The following is a 24,291-nucleotide window of genomic DNA, read 5'->3' as shown; positions in this document are numbered from 1 at the left end:
GTGCCTACGTCCGGCGCGGCCCGCTCCGCGGCTTCGCGAGGTTGTTGAATTTTGCAACACTTGGGGTAAGCTGCTAGGTCCGCGAGGAGTTTCAGGACGCGCCGGTGGCAACCGTGAGCGAGGCCGGCAGGACTGGAAGGTACGGTGGGTATCACCGGCGTGAGGGATGTCTGAACCGCACGCCGGGTTCTTTGCACGCCTACACGTAACACCGGGACTGTTGTCTGCGATGGCCAATGTGGGGGACGGACTGGAGGAGTCGGTCGCCGCCGCTGTCGAGGGTGAACCCCAGGCAGTGGATCGGCTTCTTGCTGCCATCCGCCCCCTCGTGGTGCGGTACTGCCGCGCCAGGGTCGGAAGGCAGGAACGTTCGTTCGCCTCGGCTGACGACGTAGCCCAGGAGGTGTGTCTCGCGGTGCTCACGGCATTGCCCTCGTACCGTGACCAGGGCCGCCCTTTCCTGGCTTTCGTCTACGGCATCGCCCAGCACAAGGTGGCCGACGCGCACCGGGCGGCGGCGCGCAACCGCGCCGAGCCGGTGGCCGAGGTGCCCGACGAGGTGGAGGGCGGCGTCGGCCCCGAGCAGCGGGCCCTCCAGGGCGAGCTGAACGCGCGGATGTCCCAGCTGCTCCGCGTCCTGCCGGAGAAGCAGCGCGAGATCGTGGTCCTTCGGGTCGTCGTGGGCCTCTCCGCCGAGGAGACGGCCGAGGCCGTGGGGTCCACCCCCGGCGCGGTCAGGGTGGCCCAGCACCGGGCGCTGGCCCGGCTTCGCAAGGTACTGGCCGCTGAGGAGGTGGTCTGAAGTGACGGAACAGCACAGCCGGCGCGGGAGCGCGCGGGACGAGGCGTACGCCAGAGGATCCGACGACGTCGTCGAGACCACCATCAGCGGCTCACCGGACGACCTGTCCCAGGTGCAGGCCGACGACGCGCTGCTGGACGCGCTCGGCGGGTCGGACCCGCGAGCCGCCGACGGGCTGGGGGACCAGGAGCTCAACGCCCTGCTGCTGGCCTGGCGGCGGGACGTCGACAGCGTGCCGTTCGGCGAGCTGGTCGACATCGACACCGCGGTGACCACCGTGCGGAGAGCGGCGCTGGCCAGACGCAACGCCGCCGCGGGTCGCCGGCGCAGATTTCTGGTGCCGGTCGCGGCGGCGGCCGCCGTGCTCGCCATCGGGTTCACCGGGACCGGGCTCGCCGCCAGGGACGCCCAGCCCGGGGACACCCTCTGGGCACTGACCAAGGTGCTCTACGCCGACCACGCCCGCTCGGTGGAGGCCGCCGCGGCGGTGCGGACCGACCTCGACGCGGCGAACCTGGCCCTCGCGCAAGGCCGGTACGAGGAGGCGCGGCGCGCGCTGGAAGACGCGCAGCACGCGCTGGCCGGGGTGTCCTCGCCCGACGAGGCGGAGCGGCTGCGCGCCGAGCACCTCGCACTGTCGATGCGGCTGCACGACCCGGCGGCGCCGGTCCAGCCGACCAGGCCCACGGCGACACCGGGAACCAGCGGTTCGGCGAAGCCGTCCACGTCGCCGAGCTCGCCCAGCGCGACGACGCAGCCGCAGCCGACGCTGCCGCCGGAGACCAGCTCCCACCAGCCGACACCCAGCACCTCGTCCTCGCCGTCCCCGTCACCGGTGGACGGCAGCGAGTCGGGCAGCAGCCCGCGGTACGACCCGGGGCAGGAGCCCAACGAGGTGCCGACGACCTGAGCCTCGAACACGACCGAGGGCGCGGGACCAGCCGGTCCCGCGCCCTCGCGTTCTGGTGGCTCTGCCCGCCTAGTGGGCCCGGCCTAGTAGGCGCTCTCGGTGGCGGTGACGCCGTCGGCGAAGCCGCGGCAGTAGTCCCAGGTGACGTAGTCAGCGGGGTTGGGGTCGAACGCCGGCTCGTGCGGGCGCATTCGGCCGTCGGAGAGGAGTTGCTCGAGGCTGGCCCGTAGCAGGTGCCAGTCGTGGTAGTGCGGTTGGTCGCACTCGCCGCAGTCGACCACGATTCCGCGTACCCCGCGAGGCTCCAGCAGTGCCTGGTACATCGCCAGGTCGGAGAGGTCGGCGAGCAGCTCGGCGCGCTCGCTGGCGCTGATCGGCTCGACCGGCTCGTCCTCCAGGGCCGCGATCTCCCTGGCCGGGTCGTCCGGGTCGTCGGCGAACGGGTCTGGGGGCAACACGTCGTGTGGCACGACCTGCACGGTACCGGGCGCTGCCTGGGACACGTCCAGTAGGCTTCGCCGAACGCACACCTTCCCCCGATCGGAGCAGGGCGCCTACCAGCGCGAGGAGGCTCGCTCGACCGGTCGGTCGGCGGCTTCCCGCTGGTCCACGGGGCTCGTCGCCGCAGTTGTCCACAGGCAACGCCGAATGTGGGCAACTGCTGTGGAGAAAGCGCTTTCTCCCTGGTCGGGCCACCGGGTCCGGTAAGCTGGAAGCGGGGCCGCCCCCCAAGGGTGGGGGGTGCTCGGTGGCGGGTCGTTTTCGACGAAGCGCTGTCGACGAATTCCCTTGTCGACGAAGCGCTTTTCGACCAAGCACCTTTTGCCGAAGCGCTGTCTCAGGTGATCGTTCTACCGGACGTCGAGGTGGTCGTGCTTGCGGGGCTTCCCGGAACGGGTTCGGCTCTTCACCGAGCGTCGCTCCAGCGGGGCCCGGCGTCGGCTCGGACCCGGCCGAGCGAGCGGCTGCCGGCGCCGCTCCCGGGGCGGAGGCGCCGCCGTCCCGCCGGATACCATCGAGGCAGGTCCCGCACACCGGAACCGCCACTCCCGGTACCCCGAAGGAAGGCCCACACCCCGCCATGACGAGCGAGTTCACCGCCGCGATCCCGGACAAGTTCGCCATGCTCGGCCTGACCTTCGACGACGTCCTGCTCCTTCCGGCCGAGTCCGACGTCGTGCCCAGCGCGGTCGACACCGCCACCCGCCTCACCCGCAACGTCAGCCTGCGCGTCCCACTGGCCAGCGCGGCCATGGACACCGTGACCGAGGCCAGGATGGCCATCGCCATGGCCCGCCAGGGCGGCATCGGCGTCCTCCAGCGCAACATGCCCATCGACGAGCAGGCCCAGGCCGTCGAGGTGGTCAAGCGCTCCGAGGCCGGCATGGTCACCGACCCGGTCACCTGCTCCCCGGAGGCCACCCTCGCCGAGGTCGACGCCCTCTGCGCCCGCTACCGCATCTCCGGCGTCCCGGTCACCGACGCCGCCGGCACCCTCGTGGGCATCATCACCAACCGCGACATGCGCTTCGAGGTCGACCACAGCAAGCTCGTGCGCGACGTCATGACCCCCGCCCCACTGGTCACCGCCCAGGTCGGGGTCACCGCCGACGCCGCGCTCGGCCTGCTCCGCCGACACAAGATCGAGAAGCTGCCGATCGTCGACGGCGCCGGCAAGCTGCGCGGCCTCATCACCGTCAAGGACTTCGTCAAGACCGAGCAGTACCCCAACGCCACCAAGGACACCGACGGCCGGCTGCTCGTCGCCGCGGCCGTCGGCGTCGGTCCCGACGGCCACCAGCGCGCCATGGCGCTGGCCGATGCCGGCGTCGACGTGCTGATGGTCGACACCGCGCACGGCCACCACCGGGCCGTCGCCGACACCGTGGCCGTGCTGAAGAAGGAGCTGGGCGAGGCCGTCGACGTCGTCGGCGGCAACGTCGCCACCCGCGCCGGCGCGCAGGCCCTCGTCGACGCCGGCGCCGACGGCGTGAAGGTCGGCGTCGGACCGGGCTCGATCTGCACCACCCGGGTCGTCGCCGGCGTCGGCGTCCCGCAGATCTCCGCCATCTACGACGCCGACCAGGCGTGCCGGCCCGCCGGGGTGCCGGTGATCGGCGACGGCGGCATCCAGTACTCCGGCGACATCGTCAAGGCCATCGCCGCCGGCGCGTCCTCGGTGATGCTCGGCAGCCTGCTCGCCGGCACCGCGGAGGCCCCCGGCGACCTCATCCTGGTCAACGGCAAGCAGTACAAGACCTACCGCGGCATGGGCTCGCTCGGCGCCATGCAGTCCCGCGGCGGTGGCAAGTCCTACTCCAAGGACCGCTACGCGCAGGACGACGTGCTCTCCGAGGACAAGCTCGTGCCGGAGGGCATCGAGGGCCGCATCCCGTTCCGCGGCCCGCTCGCCACGGTGGTGCACCAGCTCGCCGGTGGCCTGCGCTCGGGCATGGGCTACGCCGGCGCGCGCACCATCCCCGAGCTGCAGCAGGCCAAGCTGGTGCGGATCACCGCGGCCGGGCTCAAGGAGAGCCACCCGCACGACGTGACCATGACCGTCGAGGCGCCCAACTACACCACCCGGGGCTGATCGGACCCCACCCCCGCACCGGTGACACCGGCCGCGCCGCGACAATGGGCCGGCAACATCGGCGCCGGAGAAGGGACCACACGTGCGGGATCTGGTCGAGATCGGCATGGGGCGCACCGCGCGGCGGGCGTACCAGCTCGACGACATCGAGATCGTGCCCTCCCGGCGCACGCGCTCGTCCAAGGTGGTGTCCACCGCGTGGCAGATCGACGCCTACCGTTTCGACCTGCCGCTGGTGACCCACCCCACCGACGCGGTCGTGTCCCCGGCCACCGCGGTGGCCGTCGGTGAGCTCGGCGGCCTCGGCGTGCTCAACGCCGAGGGGTTGTGGGCCCGGCACGCCGGCGCCGAGGACGTGCTTGACCGCATCGTCCGCACCGCGCGGGACGGCGACTCGGCCGCGCTGGTCGGGCTGCTGCAGGAGCTGCACTCCGCGCCGATCCGCGCCGACCTGCTCACCGAGGCGATCCGCACGGTCCGCGAGGCCGGGGTCACCGTCGCGGCCAGGGTCAGCCCGCAGCACGCCGCCGAGCTCACCCCCGACCTGCTCGCCGCCGGCGTGGAGATCCTGGTCGTGCAGGGCACCATCGTCTCCGCCGAGCACGTCGCCAAGGACGGCGACCCGCTCAACCTCAAGGAGTTCATCGCCGACCTCGAGGTGCCGGTCATCGCCGGCGGGGTGAGCGACTACCGCACGGCGATGCACCTCATGCGCACCGGCGCGGCCGGGGTGATCGTCGGTCACGGCTCCAGCCCCGGGGTCACCAGCACCGACCGGGTGCTCGGCATCGGGGTGCCGATGGCCACCGCGATCATCGACGCCGCCGCCGCGCGCCGGGACTACCTCGACGAGACCGGCGGCCGGTACGTGCACGTCATCGCCGACGGCGGAATCGGCGTGTCCGGCGACATCGCCAAGGCCATCGCGTGCGGCGCCGACGCCGTGATGCTCGGCGCCCCGCTCGCGGCCGCGACCGAGGCGCCCGGCAAGGGCCTGTACTGGACGGCCGCCGCGGCCCACCCCTCGCTGCCGCGGTCCCGGGTGGTCGGCGGCCCGGCCCGCCCGGTCGACCTGAAGACCCTGCTCTACGGCCCTTCGGTCGACGCGGAGGGCGTGGTCAACCTCTTCGGCGCGCTGCGCAGGGCGCTGGCCAAGACCGGCTACTCCGATCTCAAGGAGTTCCAGAAGGTCGGCCTCACCATCCGCTGCTGAGGTGCCAACTCGCCGGTAACTTGCCCCTGTTCAGGGTGTTACCCGCGGGTTAGGCTTTAGGTGTGACTGCGCGTAACACCACCACGGACTACGACGTCATCGTCGTCGGGTCGGGCTTCGGCGGCAGCGTTGCCGCGCTGCGGCTCACCGAGAAGGGCTACCGGGTGGCCGTCATCGAGGCCGGCCGCCGGTTCGCCGACGACGAGTTCGCCAGGACTTCGTGGGACCTACGCCGGTACCTGTGGGCGCCGCGGCTGGGCTGCTTCGGCATCCAGCGCATCCACCTGCTCAAGGACGTGATGATCCTCGCCGGTGCGGGCGTCGGCGGCGGCTCGCTCGTGTACGCCAACACGCTCTACCGTCCGCTCGAGCCGTTCTACACCGACCGGCAGTGGGCGCACATCACCGACTGGCGGGCCGAGCTCGCCCCGCACTACGACCAGGCGAGCCGGATGCTCGGCGTGGTCACCAACCCGTCGGTCACCCCGGCCGACGAGGTGATGCGCGAGGTCGCCGCCGACATGGGCGTAACCGGCAGCTACCACCCGGTGCCGGTGGGGGTGTACTTCGGCCGGCCGGGTGAACGCGCCGCCGATCCGTACTTCGGCGGCGCCGGGCCGGAGCGCACCGGGTGCACCGAGTGCGGCTCGTGCATGACCGGCTGCCGGGTCGGCGCGAAGAACACCCTGGTGAAGAACTACCTCCACCTCGCCGAGCGGGGCGGGGCGAAGGTCATCCCGCTGACCACGGTCACCGCGCTGCGGCCGCGCCGCAGTGGGGCTACCCCCGCCAATGGGGGCGTAGCCGGCGGGGGAGGCGCCTTCGAGGTCGACGTCCGCAGGACCGATACCACCTCCCGGCGGTTCCGGCACACCCTCACCGCCGACCATGTCGTGCTGGCCGCCGGCACCTGGGGCACCCAGCGGTTGCTGCACCGGATGCGGGACAGCGGCGCGCTGCCCCGGCTCTCCCCGCGACTGGGCGAGCTCACCCGCACGAACTCCGAGGCGATCCTCGGCTCCGCCCGGCCGTCGGTGGACCCCGAGCGGGACTTCAGCCGAGGTGTCGCCATCACCTCCTCGATCCACCCCGACGAGATCACCCACATCGAGCCGGTGCGCTACGGCAAGGGCAGCAACGCGATGAGCCTGCTGCAGACCATCGCCACCGAGGGCGACTCGCCGGTGCCGCGCTGGCGCCAGGCGCTGCGGTTCATGGTCCGCCACCCGGTGCGGGCCGCGCGGCTGCTCAACGGCTACCGGTGGAGTGAGCGGACAGTGATCCTGCTGGTGATGCAGAGCCTGGACAACTCGATCACCACCTACACCAGGCGCGGCTGGTTCGGCCGCCGCCGGTACACCTCCCGCCAGGGGCACGGCGTGCCCAACCCCACGTTCATCCGTGCCGGCTACGAGGCGAACCTGCGGGTCGCCGAGCACATCGGCGGGGTCGCCGGCGGCGCGTGGAGCGAGCTGTTCGACATCCCGCTCACCGCGCACTTCATCGGCGGCGCCCCGATCGGCGACAGCCCGGAGCACGGCGTCATCGACCCCTACCACCGGGTGTTCCACTACCCGAACCTGTCCATCGTGGACGGTACGGCGATCACCGCGAACCTCGGGGTGAACCCGTCGCTGACGATCACCGCGCAGGCGGAGCGGGCGTTCTCCTTCTGGCCCAACAAGGGCGAGCCGGACCCGCGGCCGGAGCAGGGCGCGGGCTACCGCCGGCTGGACCCGGTGCCCCCGAAGAACCCCGCGGTGCCCCCGCACGCGCCGGCCGCCCTGCGGCTGCCGATCGTCGAGCGCGGCTAGCCCACGAGGCTACGGCACCACGCCGGTGAGCACGGTGACCTTCTCCTCGGTGAGGTCGCGCATCGCGGCGGGCACGCCCTCCCGGCCGCGGCCGGAGCCCTTCACCCCGCCGTAGGGCATCTGGTCCGCGCGGTAGGAGGGCACGTCGCCGAGGATCACCCCGCCGACCTCGAGCTCGGCGGCGGCGCGGAAGGCGAGTTCCATGTCGCGGGTGAAGACGCCGGCCTGCAGGCCGTAGGCGGAGGCGTTGACCGCGGCGAACGCCTCGTCCGCCGAGTCCACCACCGCCACCGCGAGCACCGGGCCGAAGACCTCCTCGGCCCAGACCCTGGCGCTCACCGGCACGTCGGCGAGCAGCGTCGGGGCCACCGTGGTGCCCTCGCGACCCCCGCCGGCGAGCAGCCGCGCCCCGCCGGCGACCGCCTCCTCGACCCACGCGACGATCCGCTCGGCCGCGGCCTCGTCCACCACCGGCCCGACCGAGGTGGCCGTGTCGTACGGGTCGCCGGCGGGCTGGGCCCGCACCGCGCCGGCCAGCTTCGGCACGAACTCGTCCGCGATCGCCCGCTCCACGATCACCCGCTGCACGGCGATACAGGACTGGCCGGCCTGGTACGTGCCGAAGGTCGCGACGCGCTCGGCCGCCCCGTCCAGGTCCGGCCAGTCGGCCAGCACCACGGCCGCCGCGTTGCCGCCCAACTCGAGCACGACGTGCTTGCGCGGCACGGCGTCGGCGATCCGCCAGCCCACCGGAACCGAGCCGGTGAACGACACCACCGGCAGCCGTTCGTCGGACACCAGCGCCTCGGTCTCGGCGTTGCCCAGTGGCAGCACGGAGAACGCGCCCTCCGGGAGGCCGGCCTCGGCCAGCAGCTCGCCCAGGACCAGCGCGGACAGCGGGGTGCGCGGGGCGGGCTTGACCACGATCGGCGCGCCGACGGCCAACGCGGGGGCGACCTTGTGCGCCACCAGGTTGAGCGGGAAGTTGAACGGCGCGATGCCCAGCACCGGCCCGCGCGGCACCCGCCGGACCAGCGCGAGCCGCCCCTCGCCGGCGCTGTCGGTGTCCAGCCGCTGCAGCACCCCGTCGTCGGCCCTGGTCTCCTCGGCGGCGACCCGGAACACCGACACCGCGCGGCGCACCTCCACCTCGGCCCAGCGCAGCGGCTTGCCGCTCTCCGCGGTGATCACCTCGGCCAGCTCGTCGGCCCGCGCGGCCAGGCCACGGGAGACGTGCTCCAGCGCGTCGGCCCGCCGGTACGCCGGCGCGACCCGCCATGCCGGGGCCACCGCCGCGGCCGCGGCGACGGCCCGCTCGACCTGCTCCGGGCCGGGCACCGACACCGTCGCGACCTCGCTGCCATCGAAGGGGTGGGTGACCACGAGGGTGCTCGCGCCCTGCTCGGGCCGGCCGGCGACCCAGCAGGGCCGTGGCCGCGGGGTGATCGTGTCGTCCATGCCGGCCACGCTAGGCCCGTGCCAGCGCCGCGGCCACCGGCCCCACCGGCATCACACCCCCGGGTGAGCCACCAAGGCCCCCCTTGGTGACATTGGTGGCATCGGTGGCATTGGACACGGGGCGGGTCAGGGCTTCACGAGGACCTTGAGGGCCTCGCGGTCGGCCATGGCGCGGTAGCCACCGGGGACGTCGTCGAGGCCGATGGTGCGGTCGAACACCCGGCCCGGCCGCACCCGGCCCTCCACCACGTCCGGCAGCAGCTCCTCGATGTACGCGCGGGCCGGGGCGATCCCACCGGTCAGCGTGACGTTGCGGCGGAACATCGCGGGCCCCACCGAGCCCTGCTCGTACTGCGGGACGCCGACCCGGCTCACCCGGCCGCCCGGCCGCGCCACCCGCAGCCCGGTCGCCAGCGCCTCCTCGGTGCCGACACACTCCAGCACGGCGTGCGTGCCCCTGCCGGTCAACTCCCGTACCCGCGCCGCGCCCTCCGCGCCGCGCTCGGCGACCACGTCGGTCGCGCCGAACTCCACGCCGAGGTCGGTGCGCGCCGGGTGCCGGCCCATCAGCACGATCCGCTCGGCGCCCAGCCGGCGGGCGGCCAGCACCGCGCACAGCCCCACCGCGCCGTCACCGATCACGGTGACCGTGGTGCGCGGCCCCACCCCGGCGGTCACCGCCGCGTGGTGGCCGGTGGGGAACACGTCGGACAGGGTGAGCAGCGAGGCGAGCAGCTCCTCGTCGCCGGTCGGCGGCAGCGGGACCAGCGTGCCGTCGGCCTGCGGCACCCGCACCGCCTCGCCCTGGCCGCCGTCCACCCCGTCCGTTCCGTAGAAGCCGCCGTTGACGCACGACGTGTGCAGGCCCTCGCGGCAGAACTCGCAGGTGTTGTCGGAGAAGACGAACGGAGCCACCACCAGGTCGCCGGGCCGCACGCCGCGCACCTCGGCGCCGACCTCCTCCACCACGCCGAGGAACTCGTGGCCGATCCGCTGGCCCTCCTCGACGCGGGGCATGCTCTTGTACGGCCACAGGTCGCTGCCGCAGATGCAGGAGTGGGTCACCCGCACCAGTGCGTCGGTCGGCTCGACCAGCTTCGGGTCGGGGACGTCGGTCACCCGCACGTCGCCCGCTCCGTAGATCACCGTGGCCCGCATGGCGCTCCCCTTTCCGAGTCCGGCGTCGCAGTGCCCGATCGACAAGGCCGATCAACACAAGGCCCGATCAACACGAGGCCCGATCAACATATGTGGTGGGAGGGGCCGTCCGCCACGGCCGGGGCGGCGGCGGCCCGACGAACCCCACCTGGGACGATGGACCCGCCGGGCACGCGAGGCAGGAGGTAGGCGGGTGGCCGACGGACCCGTGTTGGTGGTGGACTTCGGGGCCCAGTACGCGCAGCTGATCGCGCGGCGGGTCCGCGAGGCCCAGGTGTACTCGGAGGTCGTGCCGCACACGGCCGGCGCCGGCGAGATCCTGGCCAGGAAGCCCGCGGCGATCATCCTGTCCGGGGGCCCTTCCAGCGTCTACGCCGAGGGTGCCCCGAGCGTGGACCCGGCGCTGGTCGAGTCGGGGGTGCCGGTGCTCGGCATCTGCTACGGCTTCCAGGTGCTGGCCGGCGCGCTCGGCGGTGCCGTCGAGCACACCGGGGCCCGCGAGTACGGGCGGACCGAGGTCAAGGTGCTCGGCGAGGGCGGCGTGCTGCACCGCGAGCTGCCCGGCCGGCATCCGGTGTGGATGAGCCACGGCGACAGCGTCACCAAGGCGCCGGAGGGCGCCACCGTCACCGCCACCAGCGAGGGCGCGCCGGTCGCCGGGTTCGAGCACCCCGAGCGCCGGTTCGCCGGCGTGCAGTACCACCCGGAGGTGGCGCACTCGCCGCACGGGCAGGAGGTGCTCCGCCGCTTCCTGCACGACATCGCCGGAATTCGTCCACAGTGGACCACCGCGTCGATCGTCGCGGACCAGGTGGCGCGGATCCGGGACCAGGTCGGCGAGGGCAGGGCCATCTGCGGGTTGTCCGGCGGGGTGGACTCCGCGGTCGCCGCGGCGCTGGTCCAGCAGGCCATCGGCGACCGGCTGACCTGCGTGTTCGTCGACCACGGCCTGCTGCGCGCCGGCGAGCGCACCCAGGTCGAGCGGGACTTCGTGGCGGCCACCGGGGTGAACCTGGTCACCGTGGACGCCAGGGAGCGGTTCCTCACCGCGCTGGCCGGGGTGACCGACCCGGAGGAGAAGCGCAAGATCATCGGCCGGGAGTTCATCCGGGTCTTCGAGCAGGCCGAGCGTGACCTCAAGGCCAAGGGCGACTACCGGTTCCTGGTGCAGGGCACGCTGTACCCGGACGTGGTGGAGTCCGGTGGTGGCGCGGGCACCGCGAACATCAAGAGCCACCACAACGTGGGCGGCCTGCCCGAGGACCTGCGGTTCGAGCTGGTCGAGCCGCTGCGACTGCTGTTCAAGGACGAGGTCCGCCGGGTGGGCCTGGAGCTGGGCCTGCCGGAGACGATCGTGCACCGCCAGCCGTTCCCGGGCCCCGGGCTGGGCATCCGGATCATCGGCGAGGTCACCGCCGACCGACTGGCCACGCTGCGCGCCGCCGACGCGATCGCCAGGGAGGAGCTCACCGCCGCCGGGCTGGACCGCGACATCTGGCAGTGCCCGGTGGTGCTGCTCGCCGACGTGCGCAGCGTGGGTGTGCAGGGCGACGGGCGCACCTACGGCCACCCGGTGGTGCTGCGGCCGGTGTCCAGCGAGGACGCCATGACCGCCGACTGGACCCGGCTGCCCTACGACGTGCTGGAGCGGATCTCCACCCGGATCACCAACGAGGTGGCCGACGTCAACCGGGTCGCGCTGGACGTGACCAGCAAGCCGCCGGGGACCATCGAGTGGGAGTGACGGCACCGGGCTGGGGGTGAGTGCGATGTGGATCGTCGGGTTGGTGCTGGTCGTCGCGGGCGTCGTCGGGTTCTTCTTCATGCGGCACCTGAAGAGCGAGCTGCACACCATGATCGGCACGGAGACGCTGTCCGTTCCGGAGCTGGAGCGGTTCCGGTCGGCGTCGGACGAGGTGGGGGCCAAGGGCTCGTTCCGGAAGGTGGCCGAGGTGGTGGGTGCCGCGCACCCCGGCCCCGACGGGCCGCTGGTCGCCGAGCTCAGCGGGGCCGAGTGCGTCTGGTACCGCTACCGGGTGGACCGGAAGTACGAGAAGATCGAGTACCGCGACGGCCGGCGCATCCGCCGCACCGCCACCGAGAAGGTCGCCGAGTACACCTCGTGGCAGGGCTACGCGGTGATCGACGATCAGGGGCGCACCATCGGCGTCGATCCCGGCGGCAACGAGCCGGACCGACCGGAGCAGACGGTCGACCGGTTCGAGCCCGCCTCCGGTCGACGGTCCGTCGAGCTGTTCGGCATTCGGTTGCCCGGGGTGTCCGGCGGGGACAGCACGATCGGCTACCACTACAAGGAGTGGCTGATCCGGTCCGGTCGTCGGCTCTACGTCCTCGGCGAGGTGCACGACCGGATCGGCCCGCTGGTGATCGGCAAGCCCGAACGCGGCGGACACTTCATCATCTCCACCCGCGACGAGCAGGCTCTCCGCGCCGAGCGGGTGCTGCACCACCGGATCGTCGCGGTCGGCGTCGTGGTGGCGACGCTCGGCGGGCTCGCGTTGACCGTGGCCGGGCTGATCGGCTGAACCGCCCTGGCGGGTGCCGCCCGGCGGGTGTGGGGTCCCACCCCGAAGCTTGATTGTGTCGACCGCGAGGCGGCTTCGGATCGGGGTGGGGAGTGGATGGTGCCCTCGTCCATGGGGGTGGGTGTGCTCGTCGATCTCGCTGGCCGCCGGACGGTCAGCGGCGGCGGGCCGACGCGGTCAGCATCAGCACGCCCACGAACACCGCGCCGCCGGCCAGCACCCAGCGCAGGTCCAGGTCCGGCAGCCACCGGTCGCCGTCGGCCAGCAGGTAGCCCGACACCAGCAGTGCCGCCACCCCGGCCAGCAGCGTGAACAGGTCCACCCGGTGCCGCTGCCGCGGCTCGGTCCCGGTCGTCCCGGTTGTCTCTGTCTCGGTCCCGATGTCTCCGTCAGCCACGGCGCACCTCCACGTTCCCCGTCCCGGCCCGCACGGTCAGGTCGATTCGCGCGCCGCCCGGCCCGTCGCCGCCGTTGTTCTCGCCGCTCACCGGCGGCAGGCCCATGCCCGACTGCCGCTCGTCGAGGCAGTCCTGCTCACCCGCCCAGCTCTCGCAGGTGAACCGCACGTCCGCGGTGTCCGGCACGATCACCGTGCCGTTGCCCGCGCCGACCGACACCACGGTGCTCACCTCGGCCGTTGCCGGCAGCGCCGACAGGTCGAGGTCGACGTTGCCCACCGTGCGGGAGTAGCTCGGCAGCACCTCCTGCGCGGTGCGCGGTGCCGCGTCCAGGTTGCTCATGCCGCCGGTGAACTCGCGGAACGGCAGTGCGGCCAGGGCCAGCCCGACCACCGCGAGCGGGACGGCCAGCAGCACCAGCCCGCGCCCGCCCCCGCGGAACGCCCCGGCCACCATTCCAGCACCGAGCACCGCCAGCGCCAGGCCGATCACGTGCTCCGGGGTGAACCACGCCACGCCGTTGAGCCCGAGGTTCACCCCGACGACGGCGACGACGAGCGCGGTCCAGAACGCCAACGGTCCGAACACCGAGCGACGCCGGGGCGGCCGCGCCGGCCGTGACGGCCGTGACGGCGGTGCCGGGCTCGGCGCGGGCACCGGGTCGGGCAGGTCCCAGGCCAGCGGCGCGGCGCCGAGCGGGTCCCACCCGGGTGTGGTGGTCGCGCTGGTCGGTGTGTCGTGGGTCGCGGCGAACGTGCCGGCCGGTGGCGCGACGGGGCGGTTGAGGTGCCCTCGGCTGCGGTGCAGCAGGTACCCGGCGGTGGCGAACAGCGCGAGCGCGATGAACCCGCCACCGTCGAACCAGCCACCGCCGAACACCCAGCCCGAGCTGGGGATCAACGCGACACACAGCAGCACGGTCAGCGGCGCCGACGTGGTGCTGCGGCCACGGCCGACCAGCGCCTCCACCGGCGACACCTCGTCCCGCTCGTCCGGGAACAGCAGCCAGCCCAGCAGGTAGAGGAACACGCCGACGCCGCCGAAGATGGTGGCGACCACGAGCGCCACCCGCACCACCACGGGATCGATGCCGTACCGGTTGCCGATCCCGGCCGCCACGCCGGCGATCTTGCGTCCGTGCTGGGGCCGGCGGGGCCGGCTCACCCAGAAGTCCTTGATCGTCGCCTCGAAGCCCTGGTTCGGTGGGCTCGAGGTGTCCGTCGCGCCACTCATGGTGTCGAGGATGCGCCCCCGGCCCGGCCGGCACATCCGGGATCACCCCTGATGTTCGGCGTACCCGGGGGATCAGGGGTTTCCCTGATGACGCCCCCGTGCGGCCGTGCCAGCATGGATGACGTGCAGGAACAGGCCACGAGCACCGACACCGCCGGAGCACCGGGGCCGGACCAGGCGGAGCGGGGCCAACCGGAGCGGGGCCAGCCGCTGGCGCCGGCCACCACCACCGCGCTGGCCGAGCCGACCGGGCCGCCGAAGATGTACCGGCGGCGGTCCGGCCGCGCGCTCGCCGGGGTGGCCAGCGGGCTCGCCGACCACCTCGGCGTGAAGGTGCTGTGGGTCCGGGTGGTCTTCGCCGTGCTCGCCGGGCTCGGCGGCGCCGGGCTGCTGGCCTACGGGCTGCTCTGGGTGTTCGCGCCGCAGCAGCCGCACGAGGAGGAGCGCGCGCCCGGCTCGGGCCGGGAGCGGCAGCAGGCGTTCGGGCTGCTCGCGCTCGGCGTCGGGCTCGCGGTGGCCAGCGGCGCCATCGCCGGGGTGTTCAGCGGCTGGGCGGCGATCCCGGTCGCCGTGGTGATCATCGGTGCCGCGGTGGTCTGGCGGGAGGCCGACGAGTCGCAGCGGCGCCGTTGGCGCGACGGCGCCCGGTCCGGGGTGAGCGGTGCCGTCGTCGGCGGGGGCGGCTGGTCGGCGATCGTGCGGGTGTGCGCCGGCGTCGCGCTGGTGATGACCGGCATCGCGGTCGTGCTGCTCCGCAGCGGGACCTTCGAGCAGGTGCAGTTCGCGCTGATCGCCGTGCTGGCCACGCTGGTCGGGGTCGCCGTGCTGACCGTGCCGTTCTGGGTGCGGCTGGTCGGCGACCTCGGCGAGGAGCGGCGGGCCCGCATCCGCACCGAGGAGCGCGCGGAGATCGCCGCGCACCTGCACGACTCGGTGCTGCAGACGCTCGCGCTGATCCAGAAGCAGGCCGACTCGCCGCGTGAGGTGGCCCGGCTGGCCCGCGGGCAGGAGCGGGAGCTGCGGGCCTGGCTGTACGGCCCTTCCGGCTACGGCAGGGCCGGAAGGTCCGACACAGCCGGAGCCAACGGCGAGCACGGCGACGAAGGGCGACCGGAGCCGCTGTCCGCCGCGCTGGCCGCGGCCTGCGGCGAGGTCGAGGACACGTTCGCGGTGTCGGTGCAGCAGGTGGTGGTCGGCGACGTCGAGCTCGACGACCGGCTGGGCCCGCTCGTGCAGGCGGCCCGCGAGGCCATCGTGAACGCGGCCAAGCACGCCGGCGTCGACGAGGTGAGCGTGTACGCCGAGGTGGAGCCCACCGAGGTCACCGTGTTCGTGCGGGACCGGGGCAGGGGCTTCGACCCGGACGCCGTCCCGGCCGACCGGCACGGGCTCGCCGACTCGATCAGGGGCAGGATGGAACGCCACGGCGGCACGTGCCGGCTGCGCACCGCGCCCGGCGAGGGCACCGAGGTGCAGCTCGGCATGCCGGTGCGCGGGCCGGTGCGCGAGGACTCGGCGGTCGGCGCGTCCGGGTGAGGTGCGGTACCGCCCGGCGACGTGGGAGGGTGAGCGGGTGCGAGAGGTGAGCCAGTGAGTGACGACCAGCGGCCGCGAGAGCCGGTGACGGTGTTCCTCGTCGACGACCACGCGCTGTTCCGCGCCGGCGCCAGGACCGAGCTGGAGTCGCTCAGCGACGAGGTTCGGGTCGTGGGCGAGGCCGGGTCGGTCGCCGAGGCGGTCGCCGGGATCGCCCGCGCCCGCCCCCAGGTGGTGCTGCTCGACGTGCACATGCCCGATGGCGGCGGCGCCGAGGTGCTCCGCAGGGTGCGGCCAGAGCTGCCGGACGTGGTGTTCCTGGCGCTGTCGGTCTCCGACGCGGCCGAGGACGTGATCGCGGTGATCCGGGCCGGGGCCCGTGGCTACGTCACCAAGACGATCTCGTCGCGGGAGCTGGTGCGCGCGGTGATCAGGGTGGCCGATGGCGACGCGGTGTTCTCCCCGCGGCTGGCCGGGTTCGTGCTGGACGCCTTCGCCGACCGGCCCGGCTCGGCGCCGATCAGCGACCCGGAGCTGGACCTGCTCACCCCGCGGGAGCGGGACGTGCTGCGGCTGCTCGCCCGGGGCTACGCCTACAAGGAGATCGCCTCGGAGCTGTTCATCTCGGTGAAGACCGTCGAGACGCACGTGTCGAGCGTGTTGCGCAAGACCCAGCTGTCCAACCGCTACGAGCTGTCCCGCTGGGCCTCCGACCGCCGGCTCGTCTGACTCGGCCTGACGCCGCGGCCTCCCGCCCGCCGCGGGCCGGGGCGGGCGGGCGGGAGGGCAGCTCACGTCGTGCGCGCGCGGCGGGCCAGCAGCGCCAGTGCCGCCCCGGCAGCCAGGAGCCCGACCCCGGTGCCCAGCGGGGCGGCGAGGTCCAGCCCGGTGTCGGCCAGCCCGGAACCCGCGCCGCCGGCGGGCGAGCGGGGCGGGGTGCCCGCCGAATCGGCCGGCGGAGTCGGTGCCGGGGCGTCGGGATCGCGCGGGTCCGGCCCGGGCTCGACATGGATCGTCCAGCCCGGCCGTGGGTGCTTGCCGAGGATCACCGGCACGAAGGACTTCTCGTCGACCACCTTCCACGGTCCGATGATGTGTGGCGTGTACCGGCCGGCGGGGATGTCGGTGTAGCCCAGCCGGCCTTCGGCGTCGGACACCGTGGTCGCGACCACCTCGCCGGTCGCCCGGTCGAGCAGCCGCACCTCGGTGTTCGGGATCGGCTCGCCGGGGGTCTCGAGGCCGCGGTCGCGGAGCAGCCAGCCGTGGGTGTCGCCGCGCAGGCCCGGCACCTTCGCCTCGGCCTCCATCACCGGGAAGCCGCGGACGTAGGTCGGATCGTCCCCGACATTGCAGGTCACGAACACCACACCATGGTCGATCGCGTGGTCCGGCACGACGCCGGTCACGGTGAAGGCCCGGGTCTGCCCCGGCGTGAGGGAGACGCCCCCGCCCCAGGCCAACTCGCCCCAGCGGGCGGGGTCGTCGGTACCGCGCAGGTGCGGCCCCTCGCCGGACGGGTCACAGGCGGCCACGATGCCGGACAGCGGCCGGTCCCCGGTGTTGGTGAGCGTGACGGTCAGCGTCGCGGTCGTGCCCGGGGCGTACGTGGGCTCGGTGAACCTGGCCTCCGCCCGCAGGGTCTCGCGCAGCGGCCGCTCGCCGCGAACCAGGATGTTCTCGCTCCGGTCCGTGCCGTCCACCGTGCCGTCCGCTCCGTAGGGCACGATCCAGCCGCCCGGCGCGTCGCTCAGGACGAGGTGATTCACCCCCGCGGGCACGTCGGCGAACAGGAACCGGCCGTCCGGGCCGGTGATCCCGTGCTCGTAGGCCGTGCCCCGGTGCAGGTCGACGCGAACGCCGGCCAGTCCTTCGCCGGGATCGGGGGCGCCGTTGTGGTTGCGGTCGCCGAACACCAGCCCGCTCACCGGCGCCTTGGTCTCCTCCGGCGAGACCAGCCGGATGGGCACCTCGGCACTGTTGTTCTCCGCTCGCCGGTCGTTGGTGGCGCTCACCTCGAGCCGCACCACCGGCCCGGCGCCGGTCCACTCCCAGACCTCGCCGGCGACCTCCATAATCCGCTCCTCGCCGGCCGCGAGGCCGCCGCCCTCGCCGGACGGGTCGAAGTCGCGCCACTCCCAGGGGTCGATCCGAAGCCGGGAACCGCTGAGGGTCCGATGGTGGGCCTTGACCGCGGTGGCGTCGCCCGGACCCTCGTTGCGGATCGTGATCGTGATCGGGATCCGCTCGCGGAGCAGGAACGCCCGGCCGGGCACCGACGCGGTGACGCTCAGGTCCGACCCCTCCTCCTGGGGCTGGGTCGGCGCGGGGCTCGACGTCGGTGGCGATGTCGGTGCCGGCGACATGGACGGATCGGCGGTGCTCGGCGTGGTCGGCGCGGTCGGCACGCCCGGTGCGGTCGGCTCCTCGGCGACCGCGGCGGGCGCGAGGGCGGTGGCATCGACCAGGACGGCGTCGACCATCGCCCCCACCGCTCGGCGGAGGTTCGTGACTGACAAGGGCGTTCTCCCCAGGATCGGCCGCCCGCCGGCGGCGGAACGCCCCGACTCGCCACCTGACGCCACCCGGCGCGGCCTCGCTTGTTCGACCGTCCGGACGCTAGCGGGCCGCCCGGGACCGGAAGGTGGTTCCGGCGAAACGTTATCCGGGCGAGATACCGGGGTAGTTCCACGTCCGGCCGTGTCCGAGGAGGGGAGGAGTGCCGTGCCCGCCGAACGGACCCGTGTGGTCGGCCTGCTGGCCGATCCCGGGTTTGCCACCGAGCTGGCCGACCAACTGGCCGCTGAGCTGCCCGAGGTGCTCGACCGGCGCGGCGGGGACGGCTTCCGCTGGCGGTTCGAGGTGGTCTCCGAGCCGCTGGCACTGGACCCGGACAACAACCTCCGACTCGTGGAGACCGCCCGGGATTGGCGGCCGCGGCGGGGCTGGGACCTGATGGTGTGCCTCACCGACCTGCCGAGGCGGATCGGCACCCGTCCGGTGATCGCCGACCTCGACCGGCGGCACGGCGTCGCGCTGATCTCGCTACCCGGTGCCGGCTGGCTGTGCGCCCGCACCCGGGTCCGGGAGGTGTTGGTGATGGTGCTGGGGGAGCTGGCCGACGTGGCGCGCCTGCCGGCGCTGGCCTCGGGGAAGGGCCGGCTGTCCTCGCTGCGCAGGGTGGACTCCCCGACCGAGGGCGTGGACATCTCGCTCGTGCTGGTCGGGCTGCGCGGGCGGCTGCGGCTGATGGCCGGCATGGTGCGGGACAACCGGCCGTGGCGGCTGGTGCCCAGCCTGTCCACGTCCCTCGCGGCGGCCGCCGCGACCGGCGCGTTCGGTGTCTTCTACTCGACCATCTGGTCGATGGCCGACGCGCTCACCGTGGTCCGGCTGGCGATGGTCAGCGTGTTCGCCATCGCGGTGATGGTCACCTGGATCATCCTCCACCACGGGCTGTGGGAGCGCGGGCGACCCTGGCGCGAGGCGGCTCTCTACAACGGCGTGACGGTGCTGACCCTGCTCATCGGCGTGGCGTGCATGTACGTGGTGCTGTTCGGCCTGACCGCGCTGGCGGCGATGGTGGTGATCGCCGACGACTACCTGGCCTCCCAACTCCGGCACCCCGTGGGGCTGGGCGACTACACCCGCCTGGCGTGGCTGGCCAGCTCGCTCGGCACGGTGGCCGGCGCGCTGGGCTCGAGCCTCGAGTCGGAGGACGCCGTGCTGGCCGCGACCTACGGCGTGCGGGAGCGGCGCCGCCGGGTCCGCCGCAGGGCGGAGGAGGACCGGTCCGGTTGACGCCTCACCTTGCCGGCGCGTGTGGCTCGGCCGCCGCGGGCACGGCGACCGGCGCGGGACGCCGCCGGCTCAGCGCGACGCCCACCAGCACCACGACCATGCCGGCGACCACCCGTGGGCTCAGCGCCTCGTCCAGCAGGAGCGTGCCGAGCAGCACCGACACCACCGGGAGCAGGTAGCCGACGGTCGAGGTCGCCACCGCGCCCTGCGCGGCGATCAACCGGTAGTTCAGCGCGAACGCGATGCCGGTGGAGAACACCCCGAGGACGGCGACCGCGGCGAGCGCACCGGGTTCCAGCCGTATCGGCGTGGTGCCGGCGACCGGCATCACCAGCAGCAGGAAGCCGCTCGCGGTGAGCATCTGCGCGCCGGCCAGCGCGATCGGCGAGGCACCGGCGTCGGCGAGGAAGCGGCCCTCGTAGACCATGACGAAGCCGTAGCTGGCCGACGCGGCCAGGATGGCCAGTGCGCCCCAGCTCACCAGCCCGGTGGCCGACCACGGCGCGAAGATCAGGAGGACCCCGGCGAAGCCGAGCAGGAGGCCGCCGAGCTGCGCCCGTCCCGGCCGGCGTTCCAGGCCCCACACCAGGGCCACCGCCAGCGCCCAGAGCGGGGTGGTGGCGTTGAGCACGCCGGTGACGCCGGAGTTCACGGTCTGCTCACCGATCGCGAACAGCAGGAACGGCACCGCGTTGTGGAACAGCGCCGCCACGGCCAGGTGCGCCCACAGCCGGCGGCCGGCCGGCAACCGATGACGCTGGGCGAGGCAGAGCGCCATCAGTACGGCGGCGCCCAGGACCAGCCGGACGAGCACGAGCTGGGTGGGGGAGAACGCGTTCAGCCCGATCTTGATCCAGAAGAAGCTGGAGCCCCACATCAGGGCGAGTGCCCCCATGGCCAGCAATGCTCTGCCTTCGCTCACCGTGTCCTCGTCCTCGCCGGGTGACCGCCGGGTCATCTCCGCCCGGCGCCACGATCCGCCATGACCACAGCCTGGCCCGGTCGGCACGTAAGGACAAGCGAATTCTGCTGGAAGAACATTTCAGCTGAGCTGTACGATCGGGGGATGCTGGACGTGCGGCGAATGCAGGTGCTGCGCGCGGTGGTGACCAGCGGTTCCATCACCGCCGCCGCGCGCAACCTCGGCTACACGCCGTCCGCGGTGAGCCAGCAGCTGTCCACGCTGGAGCGGGAGGCGGGGGTTCCGCTGCTGGAACGGGCCGGTCGTGGGGTGCGGCCGACCCCGGCGGGCAGCCTGCTGGCCGAGCACGCCGAGCTGGTGAGCACGCAGTTGGCCGCCGCGGAGGCCGCACTCACCGACCTGAAGGAGGGTCGCACCGGGCGGCTGTCCATCCGGTACTTCGCCACCGCCGGCACCGCGCTCGTGCCACCCGCGGTGGCCGCGGTGCGCCGCGAGTTCCCCGGCGTCCGGCTCGACCTGCGGCTGTCCGAGCCGGACGACCCGCTGCCGCTGGTCGCCGTCGGGGAGGTGGACGTGGCGATCGTGGTGTTTCCGCGCCGCGAGCCGCCCGCGCCGCACGTGACGTCGGCCCACCTCCTCGACGACCCGTACCGCGTGGTGCTGCCCGAGGGGCATCCGCTGGCCCGCCAGCGCGTGGTGGACCTCGCCGACCTCGCCGAGGAGCCGTGGATCGGCAAGCACTGGACGCGGTCGAGTCCCTGCCAGCGGATCCTGCTCGACGCCTGCGCCGCGACCGGGTTCGCGCCGAACCTCACCGTCGAGGCGGAGGACTACCCGACCGCGCAGGGCTTCGTGGCCGCCGGCCTCGGCGTCACGCTCGTTCCCGAGCTCGGGCTCGGCATGCCGCACCCCGGCGTCGTGGTGCGCCGCATCCGCCGGCCCGAGCCGGTGCGCCAAATCCACGCCGTGGTGGCCGCCCACTCCCGCGACCTGCCCGCGGTGCGGTTGCTGATCGACACGCTGCGCGCAAAGTCCCCGCAGCGCTAGCGGGAACGGCCGCGGGGCCGGCGCTCGGGTCGTCGGCTGGAAGACGCTCGGGTCGTCGGCTGGAAGAACAGCCCGGCGGGCTGGAAGAAGAGCTTCGCCGCGCTAGAAGAAGAGCTCCGCGACGGCGATCCCGACCAGGACCGCGACCAGCACGGCCACCGCCGTGAGCACCCACCTCCGCACGTCCGGCCCGGTGCGCGTCGGCGCCGGGGGCGGGGCGTGCGGGCGCACCCGCGTGGCCGGCAGCACCGGCACGGTCGGCATCGCCGGCGCCGTGGGCGGCACGATCGCCGCCTGCTGCCCCTGGGTGATCGCCTTCAACGAGGTGACGGTGTCGGTCATCGTGGGCCGCAGCATGGGGTCGTCGCGCAGCAACTTGAGCAGCGCGCCGGTCAGCGGACCGGACCGCCGCGGGGGCACCGGCTCACCCGTGCCGTCCGGGCCGAACGGCGGCATCCCCTCCACGGCGCGGAACAGGGTCGCGCCGAGCGAGAACGCGTCCGCGGCCGCGGTGGCTTGCGCGCCCTTGGCGACCTCCGGCGCCTGGTAGGCGGGGTCGAGCGGACCGCCGTCGATCCCGATGTCGGTGATCTTCACCCCGCCGTCGTCGGCGAGCAGCACGTTGCCCGGCTCCACCCCGCGGTGTGGCAGGCCCACGGCGTGCGCGGCGGCGAGCGCGGAGCCGAGCTGCACGCCGAGGAACGCGGCCTGCTCCGGGGTGAGCTCGCCGTGCTCGGCGAGGAAATCGGCCATGCTGCGGGAGGGGACGTACTCCATCACCAGCCACACGTCGTCACCGTCGCGAAGCGCGTCGAACACGGCGATCGCGCACGGGTGCACCACGCGGATCGCGTCGCGGCCCTGGCGCAGCGCGGTCTCCCTGGCCCGCTCGGCCCGCTCACCCTCGAGGCCCGGCGGGAGGTAGCAGCGTTTGGCGGCCACCGTGCGGTGCAGGCGGGTGTCGTAGGTGAGCCACACGATCCCGGTGCGGCCCCGGCCGATGGGCTGGTCCAGCCGGTACCGCTCGCCGACGAGCGTGCCCTCGGTCGTCACAACACCCCCGGGTCCAGCGGATGGTCAACTCCTGCCGCCCACCCTATCGGCTGGCTCCGACCAGGCCCGGGAGCGTCAGCTGTCAGTCGACGGAACGGTGGTATCCGAAGTGGGGGGCGGAGTCGTTGTCGATGATGACCGCGACGGTGTGGTGGTCTTCGTGGTGGTCGGCTTGGTGGGCTGCGGTTGCGGCCGCGGCTGGGGTTGCTGTGTGGGCTGCGGCTGGGGCTGCTGGACCGGAGGCTCCATAGGCTCCTCGTCGACCGGCTCGGTGATCTCCGGCTCCGTGGTCGTCAACTCCGTGGTGGAGGTCGAGGTGACGACCTGGGGCGGCTCGGCGTCCGGAACCTGCTGGGTGCCGCGACCGGAATCGCCGAACACCCAGATGCCCATGGCCACCATGCCGGCCAGGACCACGGCGCCGACCAGGGCCGGCACCTTCCAGTGGCGCTTCTCCTCGGCCGGTTCGTCCTCGGGGCCGACGTAGTCGGGGTCGTCGTACGATCCCTCGTCGAACCGGGTGAGGCCGGCCTGGTCGGCCGCCAGCGCCCTGGTGGCCTGCGCGTCGGCGGGCTGTCCCTGGTAGTCGTAGTCCTCGTCCGGGTAGCCGCTGGCGGGGACGAACCGGTCCTCCTCCGCGTCGCCGCCGTGGAGGTCCTGCTCGGCGCCGGCGAGGGTGCCCGAGTAGCCAGCCGGCAGCACCTCGTCCTCGTCGGCGGCACCCGCGGCACCCGCGGCGCCCGCACCCAGCGCGGCGGCCCCGGCCGCCGGCGCGACCCTGGTCGCGTCCGCCGGCCCGCCGAGCGGGGTCTCGCCCCTGGCGACGGCGGCGAGCAGCTCCTCGCACTCCGCGGCGGTCGGCCGGTGCTCGACCTCGGGGTGCAGCAGCACCGCGAGCACGCTGGCCAGCGGCCCGGACTGGCGCGGCGGGTTGATCTGCCCGGCGGCGACGGCGTGCAGCAGGCCGAGCGTGTTCTCGCTGAGCCCGAACGGGGGCTGCCCCTCGCACGCCGCGTACAGCGTGGAGCCGAGCGAGAACACGTCCGACTCCGGGCCGGGGTCGCCGCCGATCGCCACCTCCGGCGCCAGATAGGCCGGGGTGCCGGCGATCATCCCGGTCTTGGTGACGGTGACGTCGTCCTTGGCCCGGGAGATGCCGAAGTCGGTGATCTTCACCAGCCCGTTGCCGGACAGCAGGATGTTGCCGGGCTTGATGTCGCGGTGCACGATGCCCACCGCGTGCGCCTCCTTGAGCGCGGCGGCGACCTGCGCCCCGATCCGGGCGACCTCCCGCGGCGGCAGCGTCCCGCGCTCCTGCAGCACGGCCGCGAGGCTCGTGGAGTCGAGGTACTCCATGATCAGGCATGGCTGGCCGTTCTCGTCGGTGACGACGTCGAACACGCTGATCGCGTTGGGGTGGTGCAGCCGGGCGGCGATCCGGCCCTCGCGCATCGTGCGCTGGCGGGCGTCCTCGGCCTCGTGCTCGTCGAGTCCCGGCTGCAGGAGCAGCTGCTTGATCGCGACCGTCCGGTGTAGCACCTCGTCGTGTGCCTGCCAGACGGCCCCCATGGCTCCCGTGCCGATCCGCCGGATGATGCTGTACCGGCCGGCGACCAGGCGACCCTCGTCGCTCACGCGACCCTCCTTCGGGGCATTGGCGTCAGTCCGGGCAACGGCGAAGCGCGAGACGGTGCGCCGCGTTCCAGGAGCGTAGGCGCAACTCGATCGTCTGTGTGCCGGTTCCGCCGAGACCGACCGAGAACAAGGCTAGAGTCCTCACTCTGCGCACACACACCCGGCACGGTGCGCG

Annotated in this window: 20 protein-coding genes; 11 read left to right on the top strand and 9 right to left on the bottom strand. The window is 73.7% G+C overall.

All coding sequences use genetic code 11. From position 1 onward, the window contains the following. Positions 1 to 229 precede the first annotated feature (229 nt). Positions 230 to 802 carry a sigma-70 family RNA polymerase sigma factor gene (locus BM051_RS17350; protein WP_092531184.1) on the top strand — a complete coding sequence of 191 codons (573 nt, stop codon included), beginning with the start codon at positions 230 to 232 and terminating at the stop codon, positions 800 to 802. Position 803: 1 nt separating this feature from the next. Continuing rightward, positions 804 to 1,712: an anti-sigma-D factor RsdA gene (locus BM051_RS17345; RefSeq protein ID WP_092531183.1), complete on the top strand. Its 909-nt coding sequence runs from the start codon at positions 804 to 806 to the stop codon at positions 1,710 to 1,712. An 83-nt stretch (positions 1,713 to 1,795) separates the two neighbouring features. On the opposite strand, the gene BM051_RS17340 is transcribed toward BM051_RS17345, so the two are convergent. Next, complete coding sequence (locus BM051_RS17340; protein WP_166677748.1) at positions 1,796 to 2,191, bottom strand: DUF5319 domain-containing protein; 396 nt, start codon at positions 2,189 to 2,191, stop codon at positions 1,796 to 1,798. A gap of 602 nt (positions 2,192 to 2,793) precedes the next feature. On the opposite strand from BM051_RS17340, the gene guaB reads away from it, so the two are divergent. The 3 genes from guaB (at position 2,794) to BM051_RS17325 (ending at position 7,332) form a co-directional block, all read left to right on the top strand. Continuing rightward, a complete protein-coding gene (gene guaB, locus BM051_RS17335; RefSeq protein ID WP_092531181.1) occupies positions 2,794 to 4,305 on the top strand; it encodes an IMP dehydrogenase in 1,512 nt (503 codons plus the stop codon). An 82-nt stretch (positions 4,306 to 4,387) separates the two neighbouring features. Beyond that, positions 4,388 to 5,518, top strand: coding sequence for a GuaB3 family IMP dehydrogenase-related protein (locus BM051_RS17330; RefSeq protein ID WP_092531180.1), 1,131 nt, complete (start codon positions 4,388 to 4,390; stop codon positions 5,516 to 5,518). Positions 5,519 to 5,580: 62 nt separating this feature from the next. Continuing rightward, positions 5,581 to 7,332, top strand: a complete 1,752-nt coding sequence (locus tag BM051_RS17325) for an FAD-dependent oxidoreductase (protein WP_092531179.1) — start codon at positions 5,581 to 5,583, stop codon at positions 7,330 to 7,332. A gap of 9 nt (positions 7,333 to 7,341) precedes the next feature. Here the strand turns inward: BM051_RS17325 and BM051_RS17320 are convergent, their stop codons facing one another. Both BM051_RS17320 and BM051_RS17315 read right to left on the bottom strand, forming a co-directional pair. Further along, entirely contained in the window at positions 7,342 to 8,790 is a 1,449-nt protein-coding gene (locus BM051_RS17320; RefSeq protein WP_092531178.1) for an aldehyde dehydrogenase family protein, read from the bottom strand. A 126-nt stretch (positions 8,791 to 8,916) separates the two neighbouring features. Further along, the gene (locus BM051_RS17315) at positions 8,917 to 9,948 is read right to left on the bottom strand and encodes a zinc-dependent alcohol dehydrogenase family protein (RefSeq protein WP_092531177.1); all 1,032 of its coding nucleotides are present in this window, start codon (positions 9,946 to 9,948) and stop codon (positions 8,917 to 8,919) included. A gap of 193 nt (positions 9,949 to 10,141) precedes the next feature. Between BM051_RS17315 and guaA the strand changes: the two genes are divergently transcribed. Together guaA and BM051_RS17305 are read left to right on the top strand one after the other, a co-directional pair. Beyond that, on the top strand, positions 10,142 to 11,692 hold the full coding sequence (guaA, locus tag BM051_RS17310; protein WP_092531176.1) for a glutamine-hydrolyzing GMP synthase: 1,551 nt from the start codon (positions 10,142 to 10,144) through the stop codon (positions 11,690 to 11,692). A gap of 25 nt (positions 11,693 to 11,717) precedes the next feature. Then, the gene (locus BM051_RS17305; RefSeq protein ID WP_092531175.1) at positions 11,718 to 12,494 is read left to right on the top strand and encodes a GIDE domain-containing protein; all 777 of its coding nucleotides are present in this window, start codon (positions 11,718 to 11,720) and stop codon (positions 12,492 to 12,494) included. 154 nt (positions 12,495 to 12,648) lie between these two features. Here BM051_RS17305 and BM051_RS17300 read toward each other — a convergent pair whose 3' ends face one another. After that, the gene (locus tag BM051_RS17300; RefSeq protein WP_243859587.1) at positions 12,649 to 12,891 is read right to left on the bottom strand and encodes a hypothetical protein; all 243 of its coding nucleotides are present in this window, start codon (positions 12,889 to 12,891) and stop codon (positions 12,649 to 12,651) included. After that, positions 12,884 to 14,125, bottom strand: coding sequence for a PspC domain-containing protein (locus BM051_RS17295; protein ID WP_092531315.1), 1,242 nt, complete (start codon positions 14,123 to 14,125; stop codon positions 12,884 to 12,886). The genes BM051_RS17300 and BM051_RS17295 overlap by 8 nt, the downstream gene beginning before the upstream one ends. A gap of 114 nt (positions 14,126 to 14,239) precedes the next feature. Between BM051_RS17295 and BM051_RS17290 the strand changes: the two genes are divergently transcribed. Beyond that, positions 14,240 to 15,661: an ATP-binding protein gene (locus BM051_RS17290; RefSeq protein ID WP_092531174.1), complete on the top strand. Its 1,422-nt coding sequence runs from the start codon at positions 14,240 to 14,242 to the stop codon at positions 15,659 to 15,661. Between the two features lie 54 nt (positions 15,662 to 15,715). Continuing rightward, positions 15,716 to 16,390, top strand: coding sequence for a response regulator (locus BM051_RS17285; protein WP_092531173.1), 675 nt, complete (start codon positions 15,716 to 15,718; stop codon positions 16,388 to 16,390). Between the two features lie 62 nt (positions 16,391 to 16,452). Here the strand turns inward: BM051_RS17285 and BM051_RS17280 are convergent, their stop codons facing one another. Continuing rightward, the gene (locus tag BM051_RS17280) at positions 16,453 to 18,141 is read right to left on the bottom strand and encodes a hypothetical protein (protein WP_092531172.1); all 1,689 of its coding nucleotides are present in this window, start codon (positions 18,139 to 18,141) and stop codon (positions 16,453 to 16,455) included. Between the two features lie 241 nt (positions 18,142 to 18,382). Between BM051_RS17280 and BM051_RS17275 the strand changes: the two genes are divergently transcribed. Continuing rightward, a complete protein-coding gene (locus tag BM051_RS17275; protein ID WP_092531171.1) occupies positions 18,383 to 19,459 on the top strand; it encodes a hypothetical protein in 1,077 nt (358 codons plus the stop codon). Positions 19,460 to 19,463: 4 nt separating this feature from the next. Here the strand turns inward: BM051_RS17275 and BM051_RS17270 are convergent, their stop codons facing one another. Next, positions 19,464 to 20,381 (bottom strand): DMT family transporter, encoded by a 918-nt coding sequence (locus BM051_RS17270; protein WP_092531313.1) that lies wholly within the window; start codon positions 20,379 to 20,381, stop codon positions 19,464 to 19,466. Positions 20,382 to 20,525: 144 nt separating this feature from the next. Between BM051_RS17270 and BM051_RS17265 the strand changes: the two genes are divergently transcribed. After that, on the top strand, positions 20,526 to 21,428 hold the full coding sequence (locus BM051_RS17265) for a LysR family transcriptional regulator (RefSeq protein WP_092531170.1): 903 nt from the start codon (positions 20,526 to 20,528) through the stop codon (positions 21,426 to 21,428). A 102-nt stretch (positions 21,429 to 21,530) separates the two neighbouring features. On the opposite strand, the gene BM051_RS17260 is transcribed toward BM051_RS17265, so the two are convergent. Next, positions 21,531 to 22,481 carry a serine/threonine-protein kinase gene (locus BM051_RS17260; RefSeq protein WP_092531169.1) on the bottom strand — a complete coding sequence of 317 codons (951 nt, stop codon included), beginning with the start codon at positions 22,479 to 22,481 and terminating at the stop codon, positions 21,531 to 21,533. Between the two features lie 75 nt (positions 22,482 to 22,556). After that, positions 22,557 to 24,116, bottom strand: coding sequence for a serine/threonine-protein kinase (locus BM051_RS17255; RefSeq protein ID WP_092531168.1), 1,560 nt, complete (start codon positions 24,114 to 24,116; stop codon positions 22,557 to 22,559). Positions 24,117 to 24,291: the final 175 nt, after the last annotated feature.

Source organism: Amycolatopsis arida (assembly GCF_900115565.1).
GTDB lineage: Bacteria > Actinomycetota > Actinomycetes > Mycobacteriales > Pseudonocardiaceae > Yuhushiella > Yuhushiella arida.
The sequence above is the reverse complement of the archived record's forward strand: the minus strand, read 5'-3'. Positions and strand labels throughout refer to the sequence as shown.

What these genes read in the sequence shown, in the direction of transcription:
- BM051_RS17350 (WP_092531184.1), top strand. Translation starts at nt 230, where the DNA reads ATGGCCAATGTGGGGGACGGACTGGAGGAGTCGGTCGCCGCCGCTGTC.
- guaB (WP_092531181.1), top strand. Translation starts at nt 2,794, where the DNA reads ATGACGAGCGAGTTCACCGCCGCGATCCCGGACAAGTTCGCCATGCTC.
- BM051_RS17320 (WP_092531178.1), bottom strand. Translation starts at nt 8,790, where the DNA reads ATGGACGACACGATCACCCCGCGGCCACGGCCCTGCTGGGTCGCCGGC.
- BM051_RS17315 (WP_092531177.1), bottom strand. Translation starts at nt 9,948, where the DNA reads ATGCGGGCCACGGTGATCTACGGAGCGGGCGACGTGCGGGTGACCGAC.
- BM051_RS17305 (WP_092531175.1), top strand. Translation starts at nt 11,718, where the DNA reads ATGTGGATCGTCGGGTTGGTGCTGGTCGTCGCGGGCGTCGTCGGGTTC.
- BM051_RS17295 (WP_092531315.1), bottom strand. Translation starts at nt 14,125, where the DNA reads ATGAGTGGCGCGACGGACACCTCGAGCCCACCGAACCAGGGCTTCGAG.
- BM051_RS17290 (WP_092531174.1), top strand. Translation starts at nt 14,240, where the DNA reads ATGGATGACGTGCAGGAACAGGCCACGAGCACCGACACCGCCGGAGCA.
- BM051_RS17280 (WP_092531172.1), bottom strand. Translation starts at nt 18,141, where the DNA reads ATGGTCGACGCCGTCCTGGTCGATGCCACCGCCCTCGCGCCCGCCGCG.
- BM051_RS17265 (WP_092531170.1), top strand. Translation starts at nt 20,526, where the DNA reads ATGCTGGACGTGCGGCGAATGCAGGTGCTGCGCGCGGTGGTGACCAGC.